Source organism: Ureibacillus sp. FSL W7-1570, from assembly GCF_038593265.1.
In the GTDB taxonomy this organism is placed as follows: domain Bacteria; phylum Bacillota; class Bacilli; order Bacillales_A; family Planococcaceae; genus Ureibacillus; species Ureibacillus suwonensis.
On the sequence record NZ_CP151979.1, the window covers coordinates 1,524,344 to 1,545,185 of the forward strand.

Annotated in this window: 18 protein-coding genes, 1 other RNA gene and 1 pseudogene; 3 read left to right on the forward strand and 17 right to left on the reverse strand. The window is 41.6% G+C overall.

Features of this window, described 5'->3' with window-relative positions; all coding sequences use genetic code 11:
* Positions 1-36: 36 nt before the first annotated feature.
* The 9 genes and pseudogenes from NST13_RS07550 to secG all read right to left on the reverse strand — a co-directional run.
* Positions 37-837 (reverse strand): annotated as a pseudogene (locus tag NST13_RS07550) (ATP-binding cassette domain-containing protein); the annotation flags it as partial.
* Between the two features lie 221 nt (positions 838-1,058).
* Positions 1,059-1,283: a hypothetical protein gene (locus NST13_RS07555; protein ID WP_342581749.1), complete on the reverse strand. Its 225-nt coding sequence runs from the start codon at positions 1,281-1,283 to the stop codon at positions 1,059-1,061.
* A gap of 98 nt (positions 1,284-1,381) precedes the next feature.
* Positions 1,382-2,233, reverse strand: a complete 852-nt coding sequence (locus NST13_RS07560; RefSeq protein WP_342581750.1) for a hypothetical protein — start codon at positions 2,231-2,233, stop codon at positions 1,382-1,384.
* A 176-nt stretch (positions 2,234-2,409) separates the two neighbouring features.
* Positions 2,410-3,684 carry an ISL3 family transposase gene (locus NST13_RS07565; protein ID WP_342470665.1) on the reverse strand — a complete coding sequence of 425 codons (1,275 nt, stop codon included), beginning with the start codon at positions 3,682-3,684 and terminating at the stop codon, positions 2,410-2,412.
* Between the two features lie 221 nt (positions 3,685-3,905).
* Positions 3,906-4,261: a transfer-messenger RNA gene (ssrA, locus tag NST13_RS07570) on the reverse strand.
* Between the two features lie 165 nt (positions 4,262-4,426).
* Positions 4,427-4,891 carry an SsrA-binding protein SmpB gene (smpB, locus tag NST13_RS07575; RefSeq protein ID WP_342468729.1) on the reverse strand — a complete coding sequence of 155 codons (465 nt, stop codon included), beginning with the start codon at positions 4,889-4,891 and terminating at the stop codon, positions 4,427-4,429.
* A gap of 119 nt (positions 4,892-5,010) precedes the next feature.
* Positions 5,011-7,314 (reverse strand): ribonuclease R, encoded by a 2,304-nt coding sequence (gene rnr, locus NST13_RS07580; protein WP_342581751.1) that lies wholly within the window; start codon positions 7,312-7,314, stop codon positions 5,011-5,013.
* Between the two features lie 25 nt (positions 7,315-7,339).
* A complete protein-coding gene (locus NST13_RS07585; protein ID WP_342581752.1) occupies positions 7,340-8,089 on the reverse strand; it encodes a carboxylesterase in 750 nt (249 codons plus the stop codon).
* Between the two features lie 136 nt (positions 8,090-8,225).
* Entirely contained in the window at positions 8,226-8,453 is a 228-nt protein-coding gene (gene secG / locus NST13_RS07590) for a preprotein translocase subunit SecG (RefSeq protein WP_342468726.1), read from the reverse strand.
* A 226-nt stretch (positions 8,454-8,679) separates the two neighbouring features.
* On the opposite strand from secG, the gene NST13_RS07595 reads away from it, so the two are divergent.
* Together NST13_RS07595 and NST13_RS07600 are read left to right on the forward strand one after the other, a co-directional pair.
* Positions 8,680-9,630 carry a bile acid:sodium symporter family protein gene (locus NST13_RS07595; RefSeq protein ID WP_342468725.1) on the forward strand — a complete coding sequence of 317 codons (951 nt, stop codon included), beginning with the start codon at positions 8,680-8,682 and terminating at the stop codon, positions 9,628-9,630.
* 218 nt (positions 9,631-9,848) lie between these two features.
* Positions 9,849-10,808 carry a nuclease-related domain-containing protein gene (locus NST13_RS07600; RefSeq protein ID WP_342581753.1) on the forward strand — a complete coding sequence of 320 codons (960 nt, stop codon included), beginning with the start codon at positions 9,849-9,851 and terminating at the stop codon, positions 10,806-10,808.
* A 1,325-nt stretch (positions 10,809-12,133) separates the two neighbouring features.
* On the opposite strand, the gene eno is transcribed toward NST13_RS07600, so the two are convergent.
* The 6 genes from eno to NST13_RS07630 all read right to left on the reverse strand — a co-directional run bounded on the left by eno (position 12,134) and on the right by NST13_RS07630 (position 18,554).
* Entirely contained in the window at positions 12,134-13,426 is a 1,293-nt protein-coding gene (eno, locus tag NST13_RS07605) for a phosphopyruvate hydratase (protein WP_342581754.1), read from the reverse strand.
* A gap of 47 nt (positions 13,427-13,473) precedes the next feature.
* Positions 13,474-15,000: a 2,3-bisphosphoglycerate-independent phosphoglycerate mutase gene (gpmI, locus tag NST13_RS07610; protein ID WP_342581755.1), complete on the reverse strand. Its 1,527-nt coding sequence runs from the start codon at positions 14,998-15,000 to the stop codon at positions 13,474-13,476.
* Complete coding sequence (tpiA, locus tag NST13_RS07615; protein WP_342581756.1) at positions 14,993-15,754, reverse strand: triose-phosphate isomerase; 762 nt, start codon at positions 15,752-15,754, stop codon at positions 14,993-14,995. The genes gpmI and tpiA overlap by 8 nt, the downstream gene beginning before the upstream one ends.
* A gap of 13 nt (positions 15,755-15,767) precedes the next feature.
* The gene (locus tag NST13_RS07620) at positions 15,768-16,952 is read right to left on the reverse strand and encodes a phosphoglycerate kinase (RefSeq protein ID WP_342581757.1); all 1,185 of its coding nucleotides are present in this window, start codon (positions 16,950-16,952) and stop codon (positions 15,768-15,770) included.
* A gap of 235 nt (positions 16,953-17,187) precedes the next feature.
* A complete protein-coding gene (gene gap, locus NST13_RS07625) occupies positions 17,188-18,201 on the reverse strand; it encodes a type I glyceraldehyde-3-phosphate dehydrogenase (RefSeq protein WP_342581758.1) in 1,014 nt (337 codons plus the stop codon).
* Between the two features lie 113 nt (positions 18,202-18,314).
* Positions 18,315-18,554, reverse strand: coding sequence for a glutaredoxin family protein (locus tag NST13_RS07630; protein ID WP_342581759.1), 240 nt, complete (start codon positions 18,552-18,554; stop codon positions 18,315-18,317).
* 127 nt (positions 18,555-18,681) lie between these two features.
* On the opposite strand from NST13_RS07630, the gene NST13_RS07635 reads away from it, so the two are divergent.
* Positions 18,682-19,299: a spore coat protein gene (locus NST13_RS07635; RefSeq protein ID WP_342468716.1), complete on the forward strand. Its 618-nt coding sequence runs from the start codon at positions 18,682-18,684 to the stop codon at positions 19,297-19,299.
* 91 nt (positions 19,300-19,390) lie between these two features.
* Here NST13_RS07635 and NST13_RS07640 read toward each other — a convergent pair whose 3' ends face one another.
* Together NST13_RS07640 and NST13_RS07645 are read right to left on the reverse strand one after the other, a co-directional pair.
* Positions 19,391-20,113, reverse strand: coding sequence for an amino acid ABC transporter ATP-binding protein (locus NST13_RS07640; RefSeq protein ID WP_342468715.1), 723 nt, complete (start codon positions 20,111-20,113; stop codon positions 19,391-19,393).
* A complete protein-coding gene (locus NST13_RS07645) occupies positions 20,110-20,823 on the reverse strand; it encodes an amino acid ABC transporter permease (RefSeq protein ID WP_342581760.1) in 714 nt (237 codons plus the stop codon). Before NST13_RS07645 ends, NST13_RS07640 begins: the two co-directional genes overlap by 4 nt.
* Between the last annotated feature and the right edge of the window lie 19 nt (positions 20,824-20,842).

The following is a 20,842-nucleotide window of genomic DNA, read 5'->3' on the forward strand; positions in this document are numbered from 1 at the left end:
GTTGTACCGCTAGATGCAAAAATTAACGTTAAGATTTTACATTAATCCGTTTGCTTCTTTCCAATCAAGGAATTCTTCATATGTGCATTGTTTATCTAAAATGGAGCCATCTTCTTGAATTTCAATGACACGGTTCGCGATCGTTTGAATAAATTGATGGTCGTGGGATGTGAAAATCATAGCTCCTTTAAATGCGATTAAGCCATTGTTCAATGCTTGAATCGATTCCAAGTCTAAATGGTTCGTTGGTTCGTCTAACAATAGTACGTTTGCATTGGAAAGCATCATTTTTGCTAACATACAACGAACTTTCTCTCCACCTGATAATACAGAAGGGGATTTTTTCACTTCTTCGCCAGAGAAGAGCATGCGACCTAAGAAACCGCGTAGGAACGTTTCTGTCTCATCTTCTGGAGAATATTGACGTAACCAATCAACTAATGTTTTTTCGTTTCCTTCAAAATATTTCGAGTTATCCATAGGGAAGTAGGATTGACTTGTTGTCACTCCCCATTTGAAAGTTCCACTATCCGCTTCTCTTTCTTCCATTAAAATATCGAGCAATGCCGATTTTGCTAACGGATTTCCTAATAAAACGATTTTATCGTCGCGATTCATTGTGAATCGAATATCTTTAAATAGCACTTCACCATCTTGAGTAGTTGTTAAGCCATCGACAGTTAAACAATCATTCCCAATTTCTCGGCCGATTTGGAAGTTGACATATGGATATTTACGGCTAGAAGGTTTAATGTCATCCAATTGAATTTTTTCCAACATTTTTTTGCGGCTCGTTGCTTGTTTCGATTTTGAAGCATTCGCAGAGAAACGGAAAGCATCACGAGCTTCAAAGTGACTCGCATCGATGGCGACATGTTCATCATTTAGAAAGCCTTCCAACATCGCTGTTTTGATGAGTGTATCGTTCATTTTATCTAGCACATCTGATTCACTAATGACTTGAATCATGCGTGAATAAGAGCTTTCAGATGGTACGACATCAGACACAAGGAATCCACAGTCGAAACGAAATAAAGGATCATGGACCAAACGTTTGACTAATCCTTCATTGTTGGAATTCGTTCGACAATACGAATAATCAGCGATTGAATCATTGCACCATCATTCAATTCACGTGGTGCACCTTTCAATGTCTTTTTAGAAAACAATTGAAAAATAGGTTGAATGTCAATCACACTAAAAATGGCATCATAACGATGGGAACTTTCCATTTCTAATAATTGATGGATGTCAAAAAGAGAAATTTGTTTTACAATAGTCATAGGGTACTCACCTCTTTCGTATGGTTTGTTTGGTTACTTACCATTATAACGAAATTTGGGGAGGTACCCATTTTTTATTGTCTTGAATCCCTTGAAAATCAAGGGGTGAGAATTATGAAATTAACTCTACTAACAGTCTTTTTACAATATTCTTCCCAATAGTTGTCTTCATCTCCCCAAATCTCATGTAACCAAATGTACATTAGAATAATTTCAAGTTGTTGCTTCTTCCCTCTCATAAATGGTTTTTTTGAAATTTTTGTGTAAAGCGAATTTAAGTTAAATAAATTTGTTTTTTGTTTATAATCATAAAAATAAGGCTTCCATTCTTCATTAGATTTAATCTTATGTTTTGTCGGCCAGAGAGAATCATTATCAAAAAATCTCGAAGCATAATCTGTAGCAAAAGCCCAAATATTTACTTTATATTTATTCCAAGTATTTTCCAGCCAATCATTGATGTCATCTGAAATAAATACTGAAGGTTTATTTATTTCTTTTTCACTTTGAATTCTGTGATAATCCCTAATAAAGCGAAACAGCATTTCGGTTTGATCTTTTAAAAAAGGATTTTTTTTGATAAGTTGAGCATAACAATCATATGAACAACTCCTAAATTCATCATCTGTATGATATAAAAGAAAGAGCGGTTCCTTTTTTAAAAAGCTTATTATTGAACGATGTATATGCTTATCATAATTATCATAAATATTAACCAACCAATCTTGAATATCTTTATCATACATTTCTAATTGATTCTTAAATTTTAATAAACGTTCCTCCTGTAGAATGGTCTGCTCATTCATTTTATTAATATCCAAATATTGATTAAAATACTCGAAAATATAATTTACGCAAATTTGCATATTTTCCAATCTTGCTTCTATATCAAACTCATTAATTTTGTCTTCCCGCTTTCTTTTTGCAATGTATTCTTCAATGGACAACAATTTAATTCACCTTCTATTTTTTATAATTCATTAATATTAAATACAGGAAATAAAAATAGCTTTTTATACTATACTTTCATACTTAGGTTCTTTGTCAAATGGTGTTGGTGAATAAATTTTAGTGACATTATTTGGTAATATGTAATCGGATGGCTTAGGGGAAATTCGAGGTTCCCCTAAGCTGTTTTTATTTTCGCTAAGTTTTGGGTAATGAATATTCGGTTTCTAAAGTGATAGAAGGATCGATAACCGAAAGAAATGCGTTTAATCACTTTGATTTTGTTATTAATCCCCTCTAAAATGCCGTTGTTATAATCATATTTCAACGTATTCTCCACGTAATTGATGTATTTGTTGATTGTCTTGATGGCGGTTTTCATATAGCTGGAAACGATATTTTGTTTATTCTCTAATGTTTTCTTTAGGAGCTCAAAGTCTTTGATTTTTATGCAATGTTGCACGTATTGATATAACTCATAGGACGCTTTTAATTCAGAATCTAAATCAATGAGATAGTGGAGAATCTCCACCTCACACATATGCTTTTTAAAGCAACGATGATATTTATAGTTCTTATAATCAAGTTTTGTTTGATCTTTCAGAAGGAGCTTCCAGTATTTTTTTAATTTATTGTAATTCTTTTTATCCCGATTCATGACGTTGATGCGCGTTTTGTTTAAAGCTCTGCTAAATAGTTGGAGGATATGGAATTTGTCGAGTACGATTTCCGCTTTAGGGAAAACTTCGTGGATTAAGGAAATATAAGGGCTGTACATATCGATGACAATCGTTTTTACCGCATCTCTCGCCTTCTTGGAATACCGTAAGAAATACTCTTTGAGGACATGTAATCTCCGGTCCTCCACGATATCCACAATCTCCCCCGTTTCAGAGTCGCAGAAAATAAAGGACATCGCTCCAGCTGCGGATTTCACTGATTTAAACTCATCAAAACACAAATGCTTTGGAAGGTAGTGAACATTTGGTTGATAATAGCTATAAAAGCTGTCAATGACACGACTGACAGTGGCATGAGAAACATTATGTTTCATCGCAATATCTTTTTCGGATATTTTATCTTTGGCGTTTAAAGCAATCGCTACTTTAGTATTGTTGGAAATACAACAGTTTTTAGCCACGACGCTCGTTTTTAAAGTAAACGTGGAATGACAATGTTTACAGAAATAACGCTGTTTACGCAATTTTAAGTAGGTATGAAAACCTGAAATGCTAGGCATTTTAATGAGAGACGTTTTAAAACCGTGTTTAATGATTTGAACATCAAAGACATGTCCACAAGCATAACAAGCTTTTGGTTGGTAAGTTAATTGGCCATAAAAGACTTTTGATTGGACCCCTTTAATGAGTTCTTCTGCACAAAAATTTTCATCAAATGTGATATTTTTGTCTTTTATATTGAGTAGGTTTCGTATAGAATGATGGTGAGACATGTGACACAACTCCTTTGGAAAATGTGTTTTGGCGATTACATTTTACCAGAGTTTTGTCACTGTCTCATTTTTTTTTGTTCAAAAAAATTGGTGCTGGTTTATACTCACCAACACCAAATATTATAGAGCCCATACTTATAGAGATTTTATGATAAAAGAAAAAGGCCAAAACCTTGATACATCAAGTGTTTTGACCTTAGGTGATTTTTATTAATTTAATTGTATGGAGACGGCGGGAGTCGAACCCGCGTCCAGAAACTCCAACACTTAAGCATCTACGCGTGTAGTTTGTCTATTGGGATTTCGCGTTGCATTCTGCCGACAAACAGGCGTCCTGCACGCTAGCTTGTTGAGTCTCTTGCCAGTGCCCCAAGCAAGGCACTCGCCGTAGCCCACTCAAGATGAACCCTAATGCAGCCACATGGGCGATGGCTGATTAGAGTGCCTTAGCAAATTAAGCAGCTAAAGCGTAAGATTGTTTGTTGCCAGTTATTTTTAACTGCCGTTGATCACGGAGACGAGCCCTCCGACGCGCAGCTCAAGCTTGAACCATTCCTGTCGAATCCGTAACGTCCCCTTCATAGTATACTACAAAAGGACTACGGTCATTTGAGAACGTCCAAACTGGCTGTCTTCGATTATCATTATACTTTAATCCTAAACTATTTGCAAGTATCCGGGACAAGTTTTTAGTATATTCCTTTGATAAATATCACTTTTTTGATTAAGACGTAAATCAATCCTATTGGTTTTTCAATTTCAATGCGCGTTCCATTTCGCGTTTTGCTTCTTTCTTCCGCTCATCGGCGCGTTTATCATATTTTTTCTTCCCTTTTCCGAGGCCGATCAACAATTTCGCGTAACCGTCTTTGATATAGATTTTCAGCGGTACAATCGTATAGCCGTCCCGTTTTACCGCACCGGCCAGTTCGGCAATTTCCTTTTTATGTAGAAGCAGTTTCCGCACCCTTAATGGATCATGGTTGAAGCGGTTTCCCTGTTCATAAGGGCTGATGTGCATGTTGTGGATCCACGCTTCCCCGTTCCGGATTAATACGAAGGAATCTTTCAATTGCACGCGGCCAGCACGGATGGATTTGATTTCGGTTCCTTGCAACACCATGCCGGCTTCAAAAGTCTTTTCAATAAAATAATCATGGGTCGCTTTTTTGTTTTGGGCAATGACTTTTCCTGTTCCTTTTGGCATCTTTTACACCTCTCTAAACACACAATAAAAGGCTGCATGAAATACTTTATTTCCATTTTAAAGTATTTTCACAACAGCCTCTAGTATAATTCTTCGACAGCTGTTTGTCGATTCATCGACTACTTTCTTTTCTTCTTTTTCCCTTTTTTGGCGACGCCTTCGTAAAATTTCTCTTTCTTCTTGCCTTTTCTGCCGCGCTCTTCTTCCTCTTTATCTTTCCGTTTTCTTTGCTTCCGTTCCGCCTGGATCACTTTCGGGGCCTCTCTTCGAACTTTGTGGAAGGATTTGACCATATCCACAATTTCAAAGTCGATGGAGGATTCGTCCAAATTCACATTGGCAACCCGGACCTTCACTTCATCCCCAATGCGGAAGATGCGTCCGGTATATTCCCCGACCATGATCATCTGGCGTTCATCGAAGTGATAGTAGTCATCGGTCAAATTCGTAATGTGGACGAGCCCTTCGATTGTATTCGGCAGCTCGACGAAAATGCCGAAGTTCGTTACAGAAGAAACAATGCCCACAAATTCTTCGCCGATTTTGTCGGACATGTATTGGGCTTTCTTCAGCGATTCCACATCCCGTTCGGCATCCACCGCTCTCCGTTCACATTCAGACGTATGGTCGGCGATTTCATCCATCACTTGCGCCCATTTGAAAATCGTCTGTTTCGAAACATCGCCTTCAAATAAATAAGTACGGATCAACCGGTGCACAATCAAGTCCGGATAACGGCGGATTGGCGAAGTGAAATGGGTATAAAAGTCCGTTGATAACCCGAAGTGGCCAATGGATTCCGGATAATATCTCGCCTGTTGCAACGAACGAAGGAGCATTGTCGAAATAACCGGCTCTTCCGGCAAACCTTTAATGGATTCAAGAATTTCCTGCAAGGCTTTCGGATGGACGGAATTTCCTGTCCCTTTCACAATCAACCCAAAGTTAGTAATGAATTCAAAGAAGCGTTGCAATTTTTCCGGTTTCGGATCTTCGTGGATACGGTAAAGGAATGGCACTTCCATCCAATGGAAATGTTCCGCCACCGTTTCATTGGCGCAAAGCATGAATTCCTCGATGATGCGTTCGGCAATCGTGCGCTCCCTTAGCACCACGTCGATTGGCCACCCTTCTTCATTCACCACGATTTTCGCTTCTTCAAAGTCAAAATCGATGGCGCCGCGGTTCATGCGTTTTTTGCGCAAAATGAGGGCCAATTCCTTCATTTCCTTGAACATCGGAACAAGCGGTTTATAGCGTTCAATGAGCGCTTCGTTTTCCTCTTCCAATATTTTATATACATCGGAATAGGTCATCCGTTCCGTTGTCCGGATCACGCTCGGGAAGATTTCATGCTCAATGACGTTCCCGTTTTGGTCGATAATCATTTCACAGGAAATCGTCAAGCGGTCCACTTGGGGATTCAAAGAGCATATTCCGTTTGATAACCGGTGGGGGATCATTGGAATCACGCGGTCCGCCAAGTAAACGCTCGTTCCGCGTTTATAGGCTTCTTTATCGAGCAAAGAGCCTTCTTTCACATAGTAACTTACATCGGCAATGTGAACACCCAATTTATATGTGCCATCTTCATTTTTCGTCACCGTCACCGCATCGTCCAAGTCTTTCGCATCTGCGCCGTCAATCGTCACAATCGTTTCATTTCGTAAATCCCGGCGTCCCACCAAATCTTCTTCCGCAATCACATCCGGCACTTTTGCCGCTTCTTTCAGCACCTCTTCCGGAAATTCCGGCGGGATATCATGTTGAAAAATGATGGATAAAATATCCACACCCGGATCGTTTTTATGCCCTAAAATTTTGATGATGACGCCCGTTGCCGATTTGATTTCGCTCGGCCAGTTCGTCACTTCCACAACCACTTTATGGCCGTCCACAGCGCCCAGCGAATCTTCCTTGGCAACGAAAATATCCATGTTCAACCGTTTATCGTCCGGCACGACAAAGCCGAAGCCGCGATTGGCCTGGTATGTGCCGACAAAGGTTGTTTTGGAACGCTCCACCACTTTGATGATGGTGCCTTCCCGCTTCTCGCCGGAAGATTCTTTCAATACGCGCACTAAAACAATGTCCCCGTTCAATGCGCCATTGACTTCGTGCGGCGGGATGAAAATGTCATCCAACCCTTCTTCCTCTGGTGTGACAAATCCGAAGCCCTTTGAGTGGCCGATAAATTTTCCCCGGAGCAGGTTCATCCGTTCCGGCAAGCCGTAGCGGTTCGAGCGGGAACGGACGATGTACCCCTGATCTTCCATGCGGACAAGGGCTTTGACCAATTCTTTGAATTCATCGGCCGTTTCAATGCCGAGCACCTCTTCCAGTTCATCCACTTTAAGCGGCTTATAATCTTCTTCCTTCATTAAATTTAAAATTCTTTGCTCAAGCTCAGTATGTTGTGCCATCACAATCCCTCCTTTATTCAAACCTTCACTGATCTTCCCAGTCCAGGCTTTCCAAAAATTCGTAAATCACTTCATGCAATTGTTGTTTTTCTTTGTCCAAAGTAATGACATGACTCGATTCTTCAAACCAAACCAGTTTTTTATTCAAGGATTCCACATTCTCATAGATAATATGAGCAGAATTCGGGTCAATAATTTCATCATGTCTTGATTGAATGACGAGAATCGGTGCATATACTAAGTCGAGATCGTTTCGGACTTCCTGGACGAACTGCTGCAAATCCGCCAAACCCGGCATGCCCTTTTGGCGGATCGCTTCAATTTCTTCGGTGATTTGCTGTTCCGATTTCCCTTCATATTTTTTATATTCTTTGGCATATTTGATGACGCCTTTAAACATCATGTCCGTCGTTCTCATCGTCATTGGGGAGCACATCGTAATGACACCTTTCAGAGGGACGTTCATGGCAAGTTTTAATGACAAAACGCCTCCCAGGGACAATCCGGCAACCGCAATTTGCTCATATCCTTTTTCCTTCAAGGTTTCATAAGCTTTTACGACATCTTCCCACCATTCTTTCGGCCCTGTTTTGATGAGTTCTTCCGGCGGTACACCATGGCCACGGTAATGGGGCGCATAACTTGTATAGCCTTTTTTTTCAAGAAAGCGGCCGAGCATCCGAACATCCGCGGAACTTCCGGTAAACCCGTGAAGCAGGAGCACCGCGCGCTTTCCTGCAGGGAAAAAGAAGGGTTGCTGTTCTTTTTTCTTCATAAGTTCCTCCAACAATTGTATGTCAACATTCCTTCATTTATTTTTGTGCCCATTATTTTCGTGAATATACAAATTTTCTCTCTCCATTATAAATGAAAAAGCCTAACCATGCTTGGTTAGACTTTTATTTTATCCATTAAAACTTGATAACCAACAATGTTAAAATGAAAAACAATACCGCAAGAACAATGGTTGTTCTATGTAAAATCAAATCGATTCCTCTAGCTTTCGTTTTACCGAATAGTTGTTCAGCTCCACCAGAGATGGCACCTGATAAGCCTGCACTTTTACCAGATTGCAATAATACCACGGCGATTAAAGCAAGAGATACAAGAATTAATAATACCAACAATACAGTATGCAATAGTCCCACCTCCTGAACCATAACTTCCTTTAGTATAGCAAAAACCCATTTCCGTTACAATCTTTGTAAAAAAAATGAAATATTATTTATGTATATTATTTTATCCGGATGCTTCCTTGTATATAATCAAAAAGTTCTATTTTTTCAGAATTTTATTGATTTTGTTTTACTATTTTCATAAAATATATTTCACTCAACATTTTTAGGTAGTAAGAGAGGGATTTTGATGAACACGTTTCAAAAAATAGGGAAATTTGCAGGCGATACTTTTGCATTATGGGTATTATTGGCTGCGGGTCTCGCCATGTGGATTCCCGAATATTTCACTTGGATTTCCCCATGGATCACAACATTGCTTGGAATTGTCATGTTCGGCATGGGGATGACGTTAAAATTGGAAGATTTTAAATTGGTCTTATTGCAGCCTAAAGGGGTTATCATCGGCATTATCGGACAATTTACCATCATGCCATTCCTTGCTTTTGTCTTGGCGAAACTTTTCCAGCTTCCACCTGAAATTGCGGTTGGCGTGATTTTGGTCGGTTGCTGTCCAGGGGGAACGGCATCAAACGTCATGACGTTCTTGGCAAAAGGGAATACGGCGTTATCCGTAACCATTACTTCCTGTACCACATTGCTTGCCCCAATCGTGACACCTGCATTGATTTACTTTTTGGCGAGCGAATGGCTGCCGGTTTCTTTCATGGCCATGTTCCTTTCAGTGGTAAAAGTCGTGTTGATTCCGATTGTTTTAGGGATTCTTGCGCAAATCTTCTTTAAACCGGTTGTTGAAAAAAGTATCGATATTTTGCCAACAATTTCCGTTACTGCGATTGTATTAATTGTTGCAGCCGTCGTTAGCGGTAGCCGTGATAAAATTATCGAATCTGGTTTATTGATTTTGGCGATCGTTATTTTACATAACGGATTGGGTTATGCAATCGGCTATTTGGCAGCGAAAGTGTTTCGCTTGGATTATGAAGATAAAAAGGCGGTGGCCATCGAAGTGGGTATGCAAAACTCCGGATTGGGTGCAAGTTTGGCAGCAACCCATTTCGATCCGGTTTCTGCCGTGCCAAGCGCCATCTTCAGCTTCTGGCACAATATTTCCGGCCCAATTTTGGCAACGTATTGGGCGAAGAGGGCAAGCAAGCGGAAAGTGGCGCAGGGTGATTGATTTTTATTCTAGTAAATCAAGGCGTAACTTGTGAGGTTGCGCCTTTTTTATTTTTGTGCAAAATGGCGCATATTTATTGCATTCCCTTTACAAAAAGTGCTGTTGTTGTTTTTAAATTTTGATTTTCGGGTCGATTTTCCGCTCAAAATTTTATTTTCAGGTAAAATATTCCAATTCTTTATCAATTGTTTTATTATTTGGCTGAAGGAGGTGAAGAGTTGCTTCTGCTGGATCGAAAAACGCCGAAAAGCATTCTGATTTTAGAAGCGCTTTTGCGCAGGTTGGATTCCAACGATCGGGACTTTTCCTACTTCCAAGACTACTTGACCCGGCTGAAGTTCGGGCACGAAGGGGAGCATCGGGTGGACCGGGAATGGTTTGAAATGCCCTATTTGAACGAGCATTTTTTGTTTTTTAATTATGAAATTGAAAATGAATTAGGCTTCTCGCATCAGATTGACACTTTATTGCTGACAAAGCACTTTCTGTTGATTTTGGAGGTTAAGAACATTGCTGGGCGGATTGATTATGACGAACAGAAGCATCAATTGATCCGCACCCGTCCCACAGGTACAGAAGATACTTTGACGAATCCTTTTGATCAGCTGCATCGCCATGAAGAATTGTTTCATCGGATTTTATCGAAATGGAAGTTCTCTTTGCCGATTGAGAAGGCGGTTGTCATGGCCAATCCCGCCACCATTATCGGAAATGTCCCAAAGTCCCCACCAATCTTTCATGCAAGCGGTTTGCGATCGTTCATTAAAAAATGTTTGGTTCGGCATGAAAGTCAGCTCACAACGGGCCAATTGGACAAGTTGGCAAAGCAGCTTTTGTCGCGGGCTGTATCCCGCAATTTTGATTTGAATATCAGCGTGGATCGCATTCGAAAAGGCGTGCTTTGCGAGAAATGCAATTATGCTGTGGCGATGACTTACGGCAGAGGGATTTGGACTTGCCCTAAATGCGGATTTGAAAGCAGGGATGCGTTGCTGCGGGCACTGGATGACTATCGGTTATTGATTAGCGAGCGGATTACGAATCGGGAGTTTAGGGAGTTTTTTAATGTGGATTCCGGAGATGCTGCACAAAAAATATTGACCAGACTTAATCTTGTAGCGGTCGGAAATAACAGGGGGAGATATTATATAATTCCTGACAATTTATTAAGTAGGTGAATTGTTTTTAGGCGCATTTCTAAATTCAGAAATGCCCTTTTCTTTTTATTAAGCCCTTGTTGTGGAGGATTTCTTCGCTCTCAGTTGCTTATTTTTTCGCGTTGGCGGATTTCCCCCTTCTTTGTGGCTTATTTTTTCTCACTGGCGGATTTCTTCCTTGCTTTGGCGGATTTTTATCTTAGTATGGCGGATTCCTCTCGGGTTTTGGCGGATTTCTCCCCCCTTTGTGGCTTATTTTTTCTCACTGGCGAATTTCTTCCTTGCTTTGGCGGATTTTTATCTTAGTATGGCGGATTCCTCTCGGGTTTTGGCGGGTTTCTTCCCTCTTTGTGGCTTATTATTTCGCTCTGGCGGATTTAGTCATTACTTTGGCGGATTTTTTTATTAGTATGGCGGATTCCTCTCGAGTTTTGGCGAATTTCTTCCCTCTTTGTGGCTTATTTTTTCGCGTTGGCGGATTTCTTCCTTGCTTTGGCGGATTTTTATCTTAGTATGGCGGATTCCTCTCGGGTTTTGGCGGATTTCTCCCCCCTTTGTGGCTTATTTTTTCTCACTGGCGAATTTCTTCCTTGCTTTGGCGGATTTTTATCTTAGTATGGCGGATTCCTCTCGGGTTTTGGCGGGTTTCTTCCCTCTTTGTGGCTTATTATTTCGCTCTGGCGGATTTAGTCATTACTTTGGCGGATTTTTTTATTAGTATGGCGGATTCCTCTCGAGTTTTGGCGAATTTCTTCCCTCTTTGTGGCTTATTTTTTCGCGTTGGCGGATTTCTTCCTTGCTTTGGCGGATTTTTATCTTAGTATGGCGGATTCCTCTCGGGTTTTGGCGGATTTCTCCCCCCTTTGTGGCTTATTTTTTCTCACTGGCGAATTTCTTCCTTGCTTTGGCGGATTTTTATCTTAGTATGGCGGATTCCTCTCGAGTTTTGGCGGATTTCTTCGCTCTCAGTGGCTTATTTTTTCGCGTTGGCGGATTTCTTCCTTGCTTTGACGGATTTTTATCTTAGTATGGCGGATTCCTCTCAAGTTTTGGCGGGTTTCTCCCCTCTTTGTGGCTTATTTTTTCGCGATGGCGGATTTCTTCCTTGCTTTGGCGGATTTTTGATTCAGAGCGGCGGATTTCTCTTCATTTTTGGCGGATTTCTTACTTCACAGTGACCTATTTTTTCGCATTGGCGGATTCTTGATTCAAAATGGCGAATTTCCTTCGAATTTCGGCGGATTTCTTCCTTTCCCAGCAGTTCATTTTTGCATATCGAATTCCCCTTGAAGATTTCTCAAAAAATAAAGCCCAATCCCCACGAGTAGGGAATTGGGCATCTTCAATTATTTCAAATTATAGAAAGACTTAATTCCAAGATATTGAGCAGTTGAGCCGAGTTGGTCTTCAATGCGCAATAATTGGTTGTATTTTGCGACGCGGTCTGTGCGGGAAGGAGCGCCTGTTTTGATTTGGCCAGCGTTTGTGGCTACGGCAATATCCGCAATTGTTGAGTCTTCAGATTCGCCGGAGCGGTGGGAAATGATGGCTGTGTAGCCGGCGCGTTTTGCCATTTCAATCGCATCAAGAGTTTCAGTTAATGTACCGATTTGGTTCACTTTAATTAAGATGGCATTGCCTACACCTTGTTCGATACCGCGGGCAAGTCGTTTTGTATTTGTTACGAACAAGTCGTCACCTACAAGCTGCACGCGATGGCCGATGCGCTCAGTCAATAATTTATGGCCTTCCCAGTCGTTTTCATCCAAGCCGTCTTCAATAGAAATGATTGGGTATTTGGAAGTTAATTCTTCGTACCAATCCACCATTTCTTCAGAAGTTTTTACTACGCCTTCACCAGCAAGATGATATTTGCCATCTTCTTTGTTATATAGTTCAGAAGATGCAACGTCCAATGCAAGCCGCACTTCTTCGCCTGGTTTGTATCCAGCGCGTTCGATCGCTTCCAAAATCACTTGGATCGCTTCTTCATTGGATTTTAAGTTTGGCGCGAAACCACCTTCGTCACCTACAGCTGTGTTGTAGCCTTTTTCTTTCAATACCTCTTTTAAATTATGGAAGATTTCTGCCCCCATGCGCAATGCATGACGGAAAGATTCTGCTCCTACCGGCATGATCATGAATTCTTGGATGTCCACGTTGTTATCCGCATGTGCACCGCCGTTTAAAATGTTCATCATTGGAACAGGCAATTGTTTTGCGTTTACGCCGCCAAGATATTGATATAAAGGAATATCCAAGTAATTTGCTGCAGCATGTGCGCAAGCAAGGGAAACGCCTAAAATCGCGTTGGCGCCAAGCTTGCCTTTATTTTCAGTGCCGTCAAGTTCAATCAATGCGTTATCGATTTCCACTTGATCCAACACGGAATAGTTGCCTTCCAATGCATCCGCAATGATGGTATTGACGTTTTCTACCGCTTTCAGTACCCCTTTGCCTAAGAAGCGGGATTTGTCGCCATCGCGCAATTCCACTGCTTCATATTCACCAGTGGATGCACCGGATGGAACGATGGCCCGTCCAAAGGCACCGGATTCAGTGAAAACTTCCACTTCTACTGTTGGGTTACCGCGAGAGTCCAATACTTCGCGTGCATATACTTGTGTAATAAATGGCATATCCATTCTCCTCTATATTAAATTTTTTTAAGATGCTTTTTCCATTATTAGAATAGTGGTTGTCCTGTCATTTCTTCAGGCTGTTCAATATTTAATAATTTTAACATGGTTGGTGCCAAATCAGCTAAAATTCCATTTTCTCTCAATGTAATTCCTTGTTTTGTCACTATGACCGGCACTGGATTTGTTGTATGGGCCGTCATTGGTTTGCCTTCCAAAGTCAGCACTTCATCGGAATTGCCATGGTCTGCTGTGATGATGGCCGCTCCGCCAAGTTCCAAAATTTTATCCACAACACGGCCCAAGCATTCATCCACCGCTTCAATCGCTTTGATTGTCGGCTCAAGCATGCCGCTGTGGCCCACCATATCCGGATTGGCGAAGTTTAAAATGATCGCATCGAATTTATCGGCTTCCAATTCTGCAAGTAGCGCATCTGTCACTTCATAAGCGCTCATTTCCGGTTTCAAGTCATAAGTGGCCACTTTTGGTGATGCAATCAAAATTCTTTCTTCGCCAGGGAATTTCTCTTCACGGCCGCCGCTCATGAAATACGTCACATGCGGATATTTTTCGGTTTCCGCAATGCGGAGTTGCGTCAAGCCGTGTTTGGAGATCACTTCCCCCACTGTATTCACTAAATCTTCATTTTCAAACACCACATCTGCAAATACTTCATCGCTGTATTCGGTAAATGTGACGAATTTTAAGTTTTGAGGGTGTTTATCGGATAAAGTAAATGCATCAAATTTATCGTTTGTAAATACCATGGAAAGCTGGATTGCCCGGTCCGGACGGAAGTTGAAATGAATCACCGCATCGTTTGTGTCGATCGTTGCCACCGGCTGTCCATCTTCCATGATGACAAATGGAATCACGAATTCATCGGTTACATCGTTGCTGTAGGATTCTTCCACACCCGCTTTTGCGTTTGGAGCCGTTTTGCCTTCTCCATCCACCAATGCTTTGTAGGAGAGTTCCACCCGATTCCAACGTTTGTCGCGGTCCATTGCATAGTAACGTCCATGAATGGAAGCGAATTTTCCTACGCCGATTTCCTTCATTTGTTTTTCTGTTTCTTCGATATATCCAAGGGCTGTTTTTGGACCTACGTCGCGTCCATCCAAAAATCCATGGACATACACTTCGTCAAGCCCGTTTTCTTTCGCCATTTTCAACAATGCAAATAAGTGATTATAGTGACTATGTACCCCACCGTCAGATAATAATCCCATAATGTGGAGTTTGGAGCCGTGTTTCTTAACATGCTCCATTGCCGCCAACAATTTTTCGTTTTCAAAAAATTGTCCTTCACGAATGGATTTATTGATTCGTGTCAAACTTTGATAAACAATGCGTCCTGCACCGATATTCAAATGTCCTACTTCAGAGTTCCCCATTTGACCTTCCGGAAGACCGACCGCTTCCCCACAGGCAGTGAGTGTCGCATGAGGATAGGTTTCCCAATAACGGTCAAAATTCGGTTTTTTACTTTGTGCTACTGCATTTCCAAAGGTTTCATCACGTAATGCAAAGCCGTCTAAAATGATTAACGCAACTGGCTTTCTAGGCATTTGCCCCCGCCTCCAATAATTTAAGATAAGATTCCACTTGCAAGCTTGCACCGCCGACAAGTGCGCCGTCGATATGCTCTTTCGACAATAAATCTTCAATATTTTCCGGTTTTACGCTGCCGCCATATTGAATGCGAATATTTTCAGCCGCAGATGTTCCGAAAAGTTCTTCCACCACTTTCCGGATATGGCCGCAGACCGCATTCGCATCATCCGCAGTAGCCGTTTTCCCGGTCCCAATTGCCCAAATTGGTTCATAGGCGATCACGATATGCTGCACTTCTTCTTCCGTTAATCCAGCTAAAGCTTCTTTCACTTGATTCGCCACTTTTTCTTCCGTGTGGCCGGCTTCCCGTTCTTCCAATGTTTCGCCACAGCAAACAATCGGTACAATTCCGTGGGATAAAGCCGCTTTCACTTTTTTGTTCACCGCTTCATCGGTTTCATTGAAGTATTCACGGCGTTCTGAATGCCCAATAATCACATAGTCCACTTGAATCGCTTCGAGCATTTTCGGGCTGATTTCGCCTGTAAAAGCCCCTTCTTCTTCATAATGCATGTTTTGTGCACCGATTGCCAATTCTGTATCTTTTGCCAAGTCCACCAACGTCGGCAGATACAAAGCAGGGGCACATACAACCGCATCGACCTTTTCCGCAGAAGGGATTTTGTCTTTGATTGCTTCCACAAAATCCACTGCTTCATCAAACGTTTTATACATTTTCCAATTCGCAGCTATGATTGGTTTACGCATTCAATTTCTCTCCTTATTTGTCGTTCAACGCCGCAATACCAGGCAAGTTTTTGCCTTCCATCAACTCCAGTGAAGCTCCTCCGCCTGTCGAAATGTGATCCATTTTGTCCGCCAAACCGAATTTTTCAACCGCTGCAGCAGAATCGCCGCCTCCAATAATAGTATAACCTTCTGTTTCAGCCATTGCTTCTGCAATTTTTCTTGTTCCGTTTGCGAACTGGTCGATTTCGAACACGCCCATTGGTCCGTTCCAAATAATCAATTTTGAATTTTTGATCACTTCCGCATATTTATCAGCGGTTTTTGGACCAATGTCAAGTCCCATATAGTCTGCCGGAATTTTATCAATGTCCACCACTTTGGCTTCCGCTTCCGGAGAAAGTTCTTTCGCCACAACCGCATCGATCGGCATATACAAGTTCACGCCTTTTTCTTTCGCTTTTTCAATGAAGTTGCGGGCTAATTCTATTTTATCCTCTTCTACTAAAGATTTTCCAATTTCGTACCCTTGCGCTTTTACGAATGTAAAGGAAAGACCGCCGCCGATAATCAAGTTGTCCACTTTATCGAGCAGATTTTCAATGACACCGATTTTATCTTTCACTTTTGCACCGCCGATGATGGCTGTGAACGGACGGTCAGGATTTGTCAAAGCTTTCCCCAATACTTCCAATTCTTTTTCCATTAATAAACCGGACACCGCCGGAATGTATTTTGCAATCCCTTCCGTAGAAGCGTGCGCACGATGAGCCGCACCGAATGCGTCGTTCACATATAGATCCGCCAATTTGGCAAATTGTTTTGCCAACTCCTCATCGTTCTTTTCTTCACCTTTATGGAAACGGACATTTTCAAGTAAAACGATTTCCCCATTTTTCATTTCTTTTACAGCTTTTTCAACTGCGGCGCCCACTGAATCATCCAATTTTTTTACCGGTTTGTTGATCAGTTTGGAAAGACGTTCACCAACAGCTGTCAAGCGCATATCATCTCTCACTTCGCCTTTTGGACGGCCCAAGTGGGAAGCTAAAATCACTTTTGCCCCTTTTTCCGATAATTGCTGGATTGTCGGAATCGCTGCCCGGATTCTTGTGTCATCTACCACGACACCATTTTCCATCGGCACGTTAAAATCCACACGTACAAAAACTCTCTTCCCTTGTACGTCCACATCGTTCATCGTTTTTTTCAGAAACATGAAGTAACCTCCTATGTTATACCGTCGTCATTCTTCCCAGCGACAATATTCTGTAAAAATTCATACTTCTGTTTTTATACTAGCAAAAAAGAAGAAGCGATGGGCTACCTCCACCACTCCTTTTAACCCTACATTATTATAAATCGTTCTCATTATTTAGGCTATACTTTTTCACCAGAAAATCATAATTATGTTACACTTTTTATAATTTGTAAAATAAAATATGACACAATGATTATTGCTCCAGCCCTTGTTCCGCCATGAATGAAGCCAATTCGAGCAACCGGGCGGAATAGCCCACTTCATTATCATACCAGGCAACGACTTTGATCAGCTTTTCATCCAATACCATCGTTGAAAGGCCGTCAACAATCGCTGAATGGGGATTTCCATTGTAGTCGATGGAAACGAGAGGCAAATCGCTGTAATCCAAAATGCCTTTCAATTCTCCATTGGCAGCTTCTTGAAAAGCGGCGTTGACCATATCGGCGGTCACATTCGTTTTGAGTTCCGCCACCAAATCCACACAGGATACATTTGGCGTCGGCACACGCATGGCAAAGCCGTCCAATTTTCCTCTTAGTTGCGGCAATACTTTGGCAACGGCCGTGGCCGCCCCGGTTGTGGTTGGAATCATGGAAAGATTGGCTGCACGAGATCGTCTCGCATCTTTATGAGGCAAATCCAATAGCCGTTGATCATTTGTATAGGAATGGATCGTGGTCATCAAGCCGCGAAGAATCCCAAATTTTTCATCAAGCACTTTCGCTACCGGCGCCAAACAATTCGTTGTGCAGGATGCATTGGATACCACATGATGCTGTTTCGGATTATATTGATCATGATTGACCCCCATCACAAAAGTGGGCATATCCCCTTTTCCGGGAGCGGATAAAATCGCTTTCTTCGCGCCGGCAGCCAAGTGTTTGGAAACGGACTCCAACGTACGGAATAATCCTGTGCATTCCAGAACTATATCTACATTCAATTTATCCCATGGCAATTTTTCAGGGTCCTTCTCGGAAAGCACTTGTATTCGATTCCCATTAACGATTAACCCATTTTCTTCATGATGCACTTCCGCTTCATAAATTCCATGTACGGAATCATACTTTAACAGATGGGCCAATTGGCTGGCATCCGCCAAATCATTGACGGCAACCACTTCAAAACGATCCGTTTTCATCGCCTCGCGAAACACTAAACGTCCGATACGTCCAAACCCATTAATCGCCAATTTAATTGTCATTGCTGTATCCTCCATTATGCCGTTTTCCAACCATTTTGCCTCAAAACAAGCGTTTATAAACCCTTCTCCCGTGACAAATGTTTTTATTCAAATATAATGATTTTCTAAATCAATTATGATTTATTCATGAAGGCTTCATATAAAGTGACGTAATCTAATTGGCCATACTGGATAATCTCTCCGTCTTTCTCCACAACCGGAATCATCAGCATGTATTTTTCATGGATTTCGTCATCTTCTTCAATGTTGATGATTTCGATTTCAAAACCGGCATCTTCTTGGACAAGTTTTAAAATAGTCAATCCTTCCTCACAGAGTGCACAATTCGGTCTGCTAAAGAAACAAACTTTCAATTTTCTCCCTCTTTTCTTCATTCTCTGTTTTCACTATCCCAAATCTGTTTTGAATAATCAAATGATTTTGTAGCCAAAATAGTGATGTACGAGTGTACAGAATAAATTAAAGGAGGAGACACATTCGATGGAAAATCAATTCATCAACCAACAACGAACTTCTGAAAACATTCCCATGTCCATGAATCACGGCGCCCATGAGGTATTAGACGTTCATGAAGTATTAAGTTCTTCCATTGGTGCGTTGAACACGTTTGTCATCTTGCGTCCACATGTTCAAGACCCTGAATTGCTCAATATTTTAGACAGACAATATGCATTTATGCTCGATGAATACAATATCACGTTGGAAGCTTTTAAAACCGGACAAGACCCAAGCCATCCTACGCGCAAATACAACATGCAAATCGGCAATGACTCAAAATACGGCTTGACGCCATCCCAGCCTAAAAAACCGATCACAGCTTCCAACCAAATTGATGATGGCATCATCTCCAGCTTTTTGTTAAGCCAGCATAAAGTGTTGGCAACAGGAAAAACGGCTGCCGCTTTGGAAGCGACGAACCCTGTCGTGCGCCGCGTATTGCAAGACTCCGTTCCAAACTGCATTGAAATGGCATACGAATTGTCCCTTTACCAAAACAAAAAAGGATATTACCAAGTTCCACAGCTTTCAACTCAAGATATGCAAACAATGTTAAATATGTACGGCCAAGCAGAAAAAGCAAAAGATATGCCGAACTGATCAGGCGGAGGGCTCTCCCGGCTCAGTTTCGTCTTTTAAACCACAGGAAAAGGACATCTCTTCGCGTGAAGGGATGTCCTTTTTTTCATGATTATAAAACTTTGCTTAAAAATGCTTTTGTCCGTTCGTGTTTCGGGTTTCCAAAAACCTGTTCCGGTGGTCCTTCTTCCACAATGACTCCACCGTCCATAAAGATGACCCGATCAGCCACTTCACGGGCAAACCCCATTTCATGGGTTACGACAACCATCGTCATACCTTCTATAGCCAGTTGCTTGATAACGTCCAACACTTCATTGACCATTTCCGGGTCAAGGGCGGACGTCGGTTCATCAAACAGCATGACTTTCGGTTTCATCGCAAGGGCTCTTGCAATGGCCACCCGTTGCTGTTGACCGCCGGACAATTGCTGAGGATAATTGTGAGCTTTTTCACGAAGCCCGACTTTTTGAAGCAATTCAAAGGCCAATGCCTCCGCCTCTTTTTTGTTCATTTTCCGGATGAGCATCGGAGCCATCGTAATATTATCCAATACGGTCATATGCGGGAATAGGTTGAATTGTTGAAACACCATTCCCACTTCTGTACGGATTTTGTTGATATCCGTTTTGGGATCATTCACTTTCACACCGTCGATATAAATTGCGCCATCCGAGATTTCTTCCAAAAGATTGATGCAGCGTAAAAATGTACTTTTTCCGGAACCGGAAGGACCAATCACACAAACGACTTCTTTTTCGTGAATTTCATAATCGATACCGTTCAAAACATGCAAATTGCCGAAGTTTTTATGGAGATTTTCGATTTTGATCATGCAACAACCCGCCCTTCGTCATTTTTATTTTTGCGCGGATTGTATTCGATGCTGAACCGTTTTTCGATAAATGAAACAATTTTCGATACAATAAATGTCAGGATTAAATAAAGAGCCGCCGCAACGAGATATGGCTCCCAGAAACGGAAATACGTTCCCGAAACGACTTTCGCCGCATACAAAATATCATTGGCGGCAATCACCGTCACCAAGGATGAATCTTTTAAGAGAGTAATAAATTCATTTCCAAGAGGGGGAATCATTCTGCGAAAGGCTTGGGGCAGAATCACTTTCCGCATCGCTTGGAATTGATTTAAACCGAGGGACCTTGCCGCTTCCATTTGGCCTTTATCAATGGATTGAATCCCGGCACGAATAATTTCGGCTACATAGGCCGCGCAATTCAATATAAGCGCGGCGATACCGGAAACCATAAATCCGAGTGAATGTCCAAAAATGGATGGAATCACCGCCAAGTGAATAATAAATATTTGAACAAGGAGGGGGGTTCCACGGAATAAATCGATATACAACTTACATGGCCAATAAAGCCATTTTCTTTTGGAGTTTTTCCCGAGACCAAGAAAAACTCCAAAGATGAATCCTCCGAAAAACCCACAAAGTGTCAATGCCAACGTTACCCAAATACCCCGTATGAAATAATCACGGTAGTTCCAGATTATATCCCAGCGAAAATCCAGGATTTCCATCTGAAACACCCCCTAAACT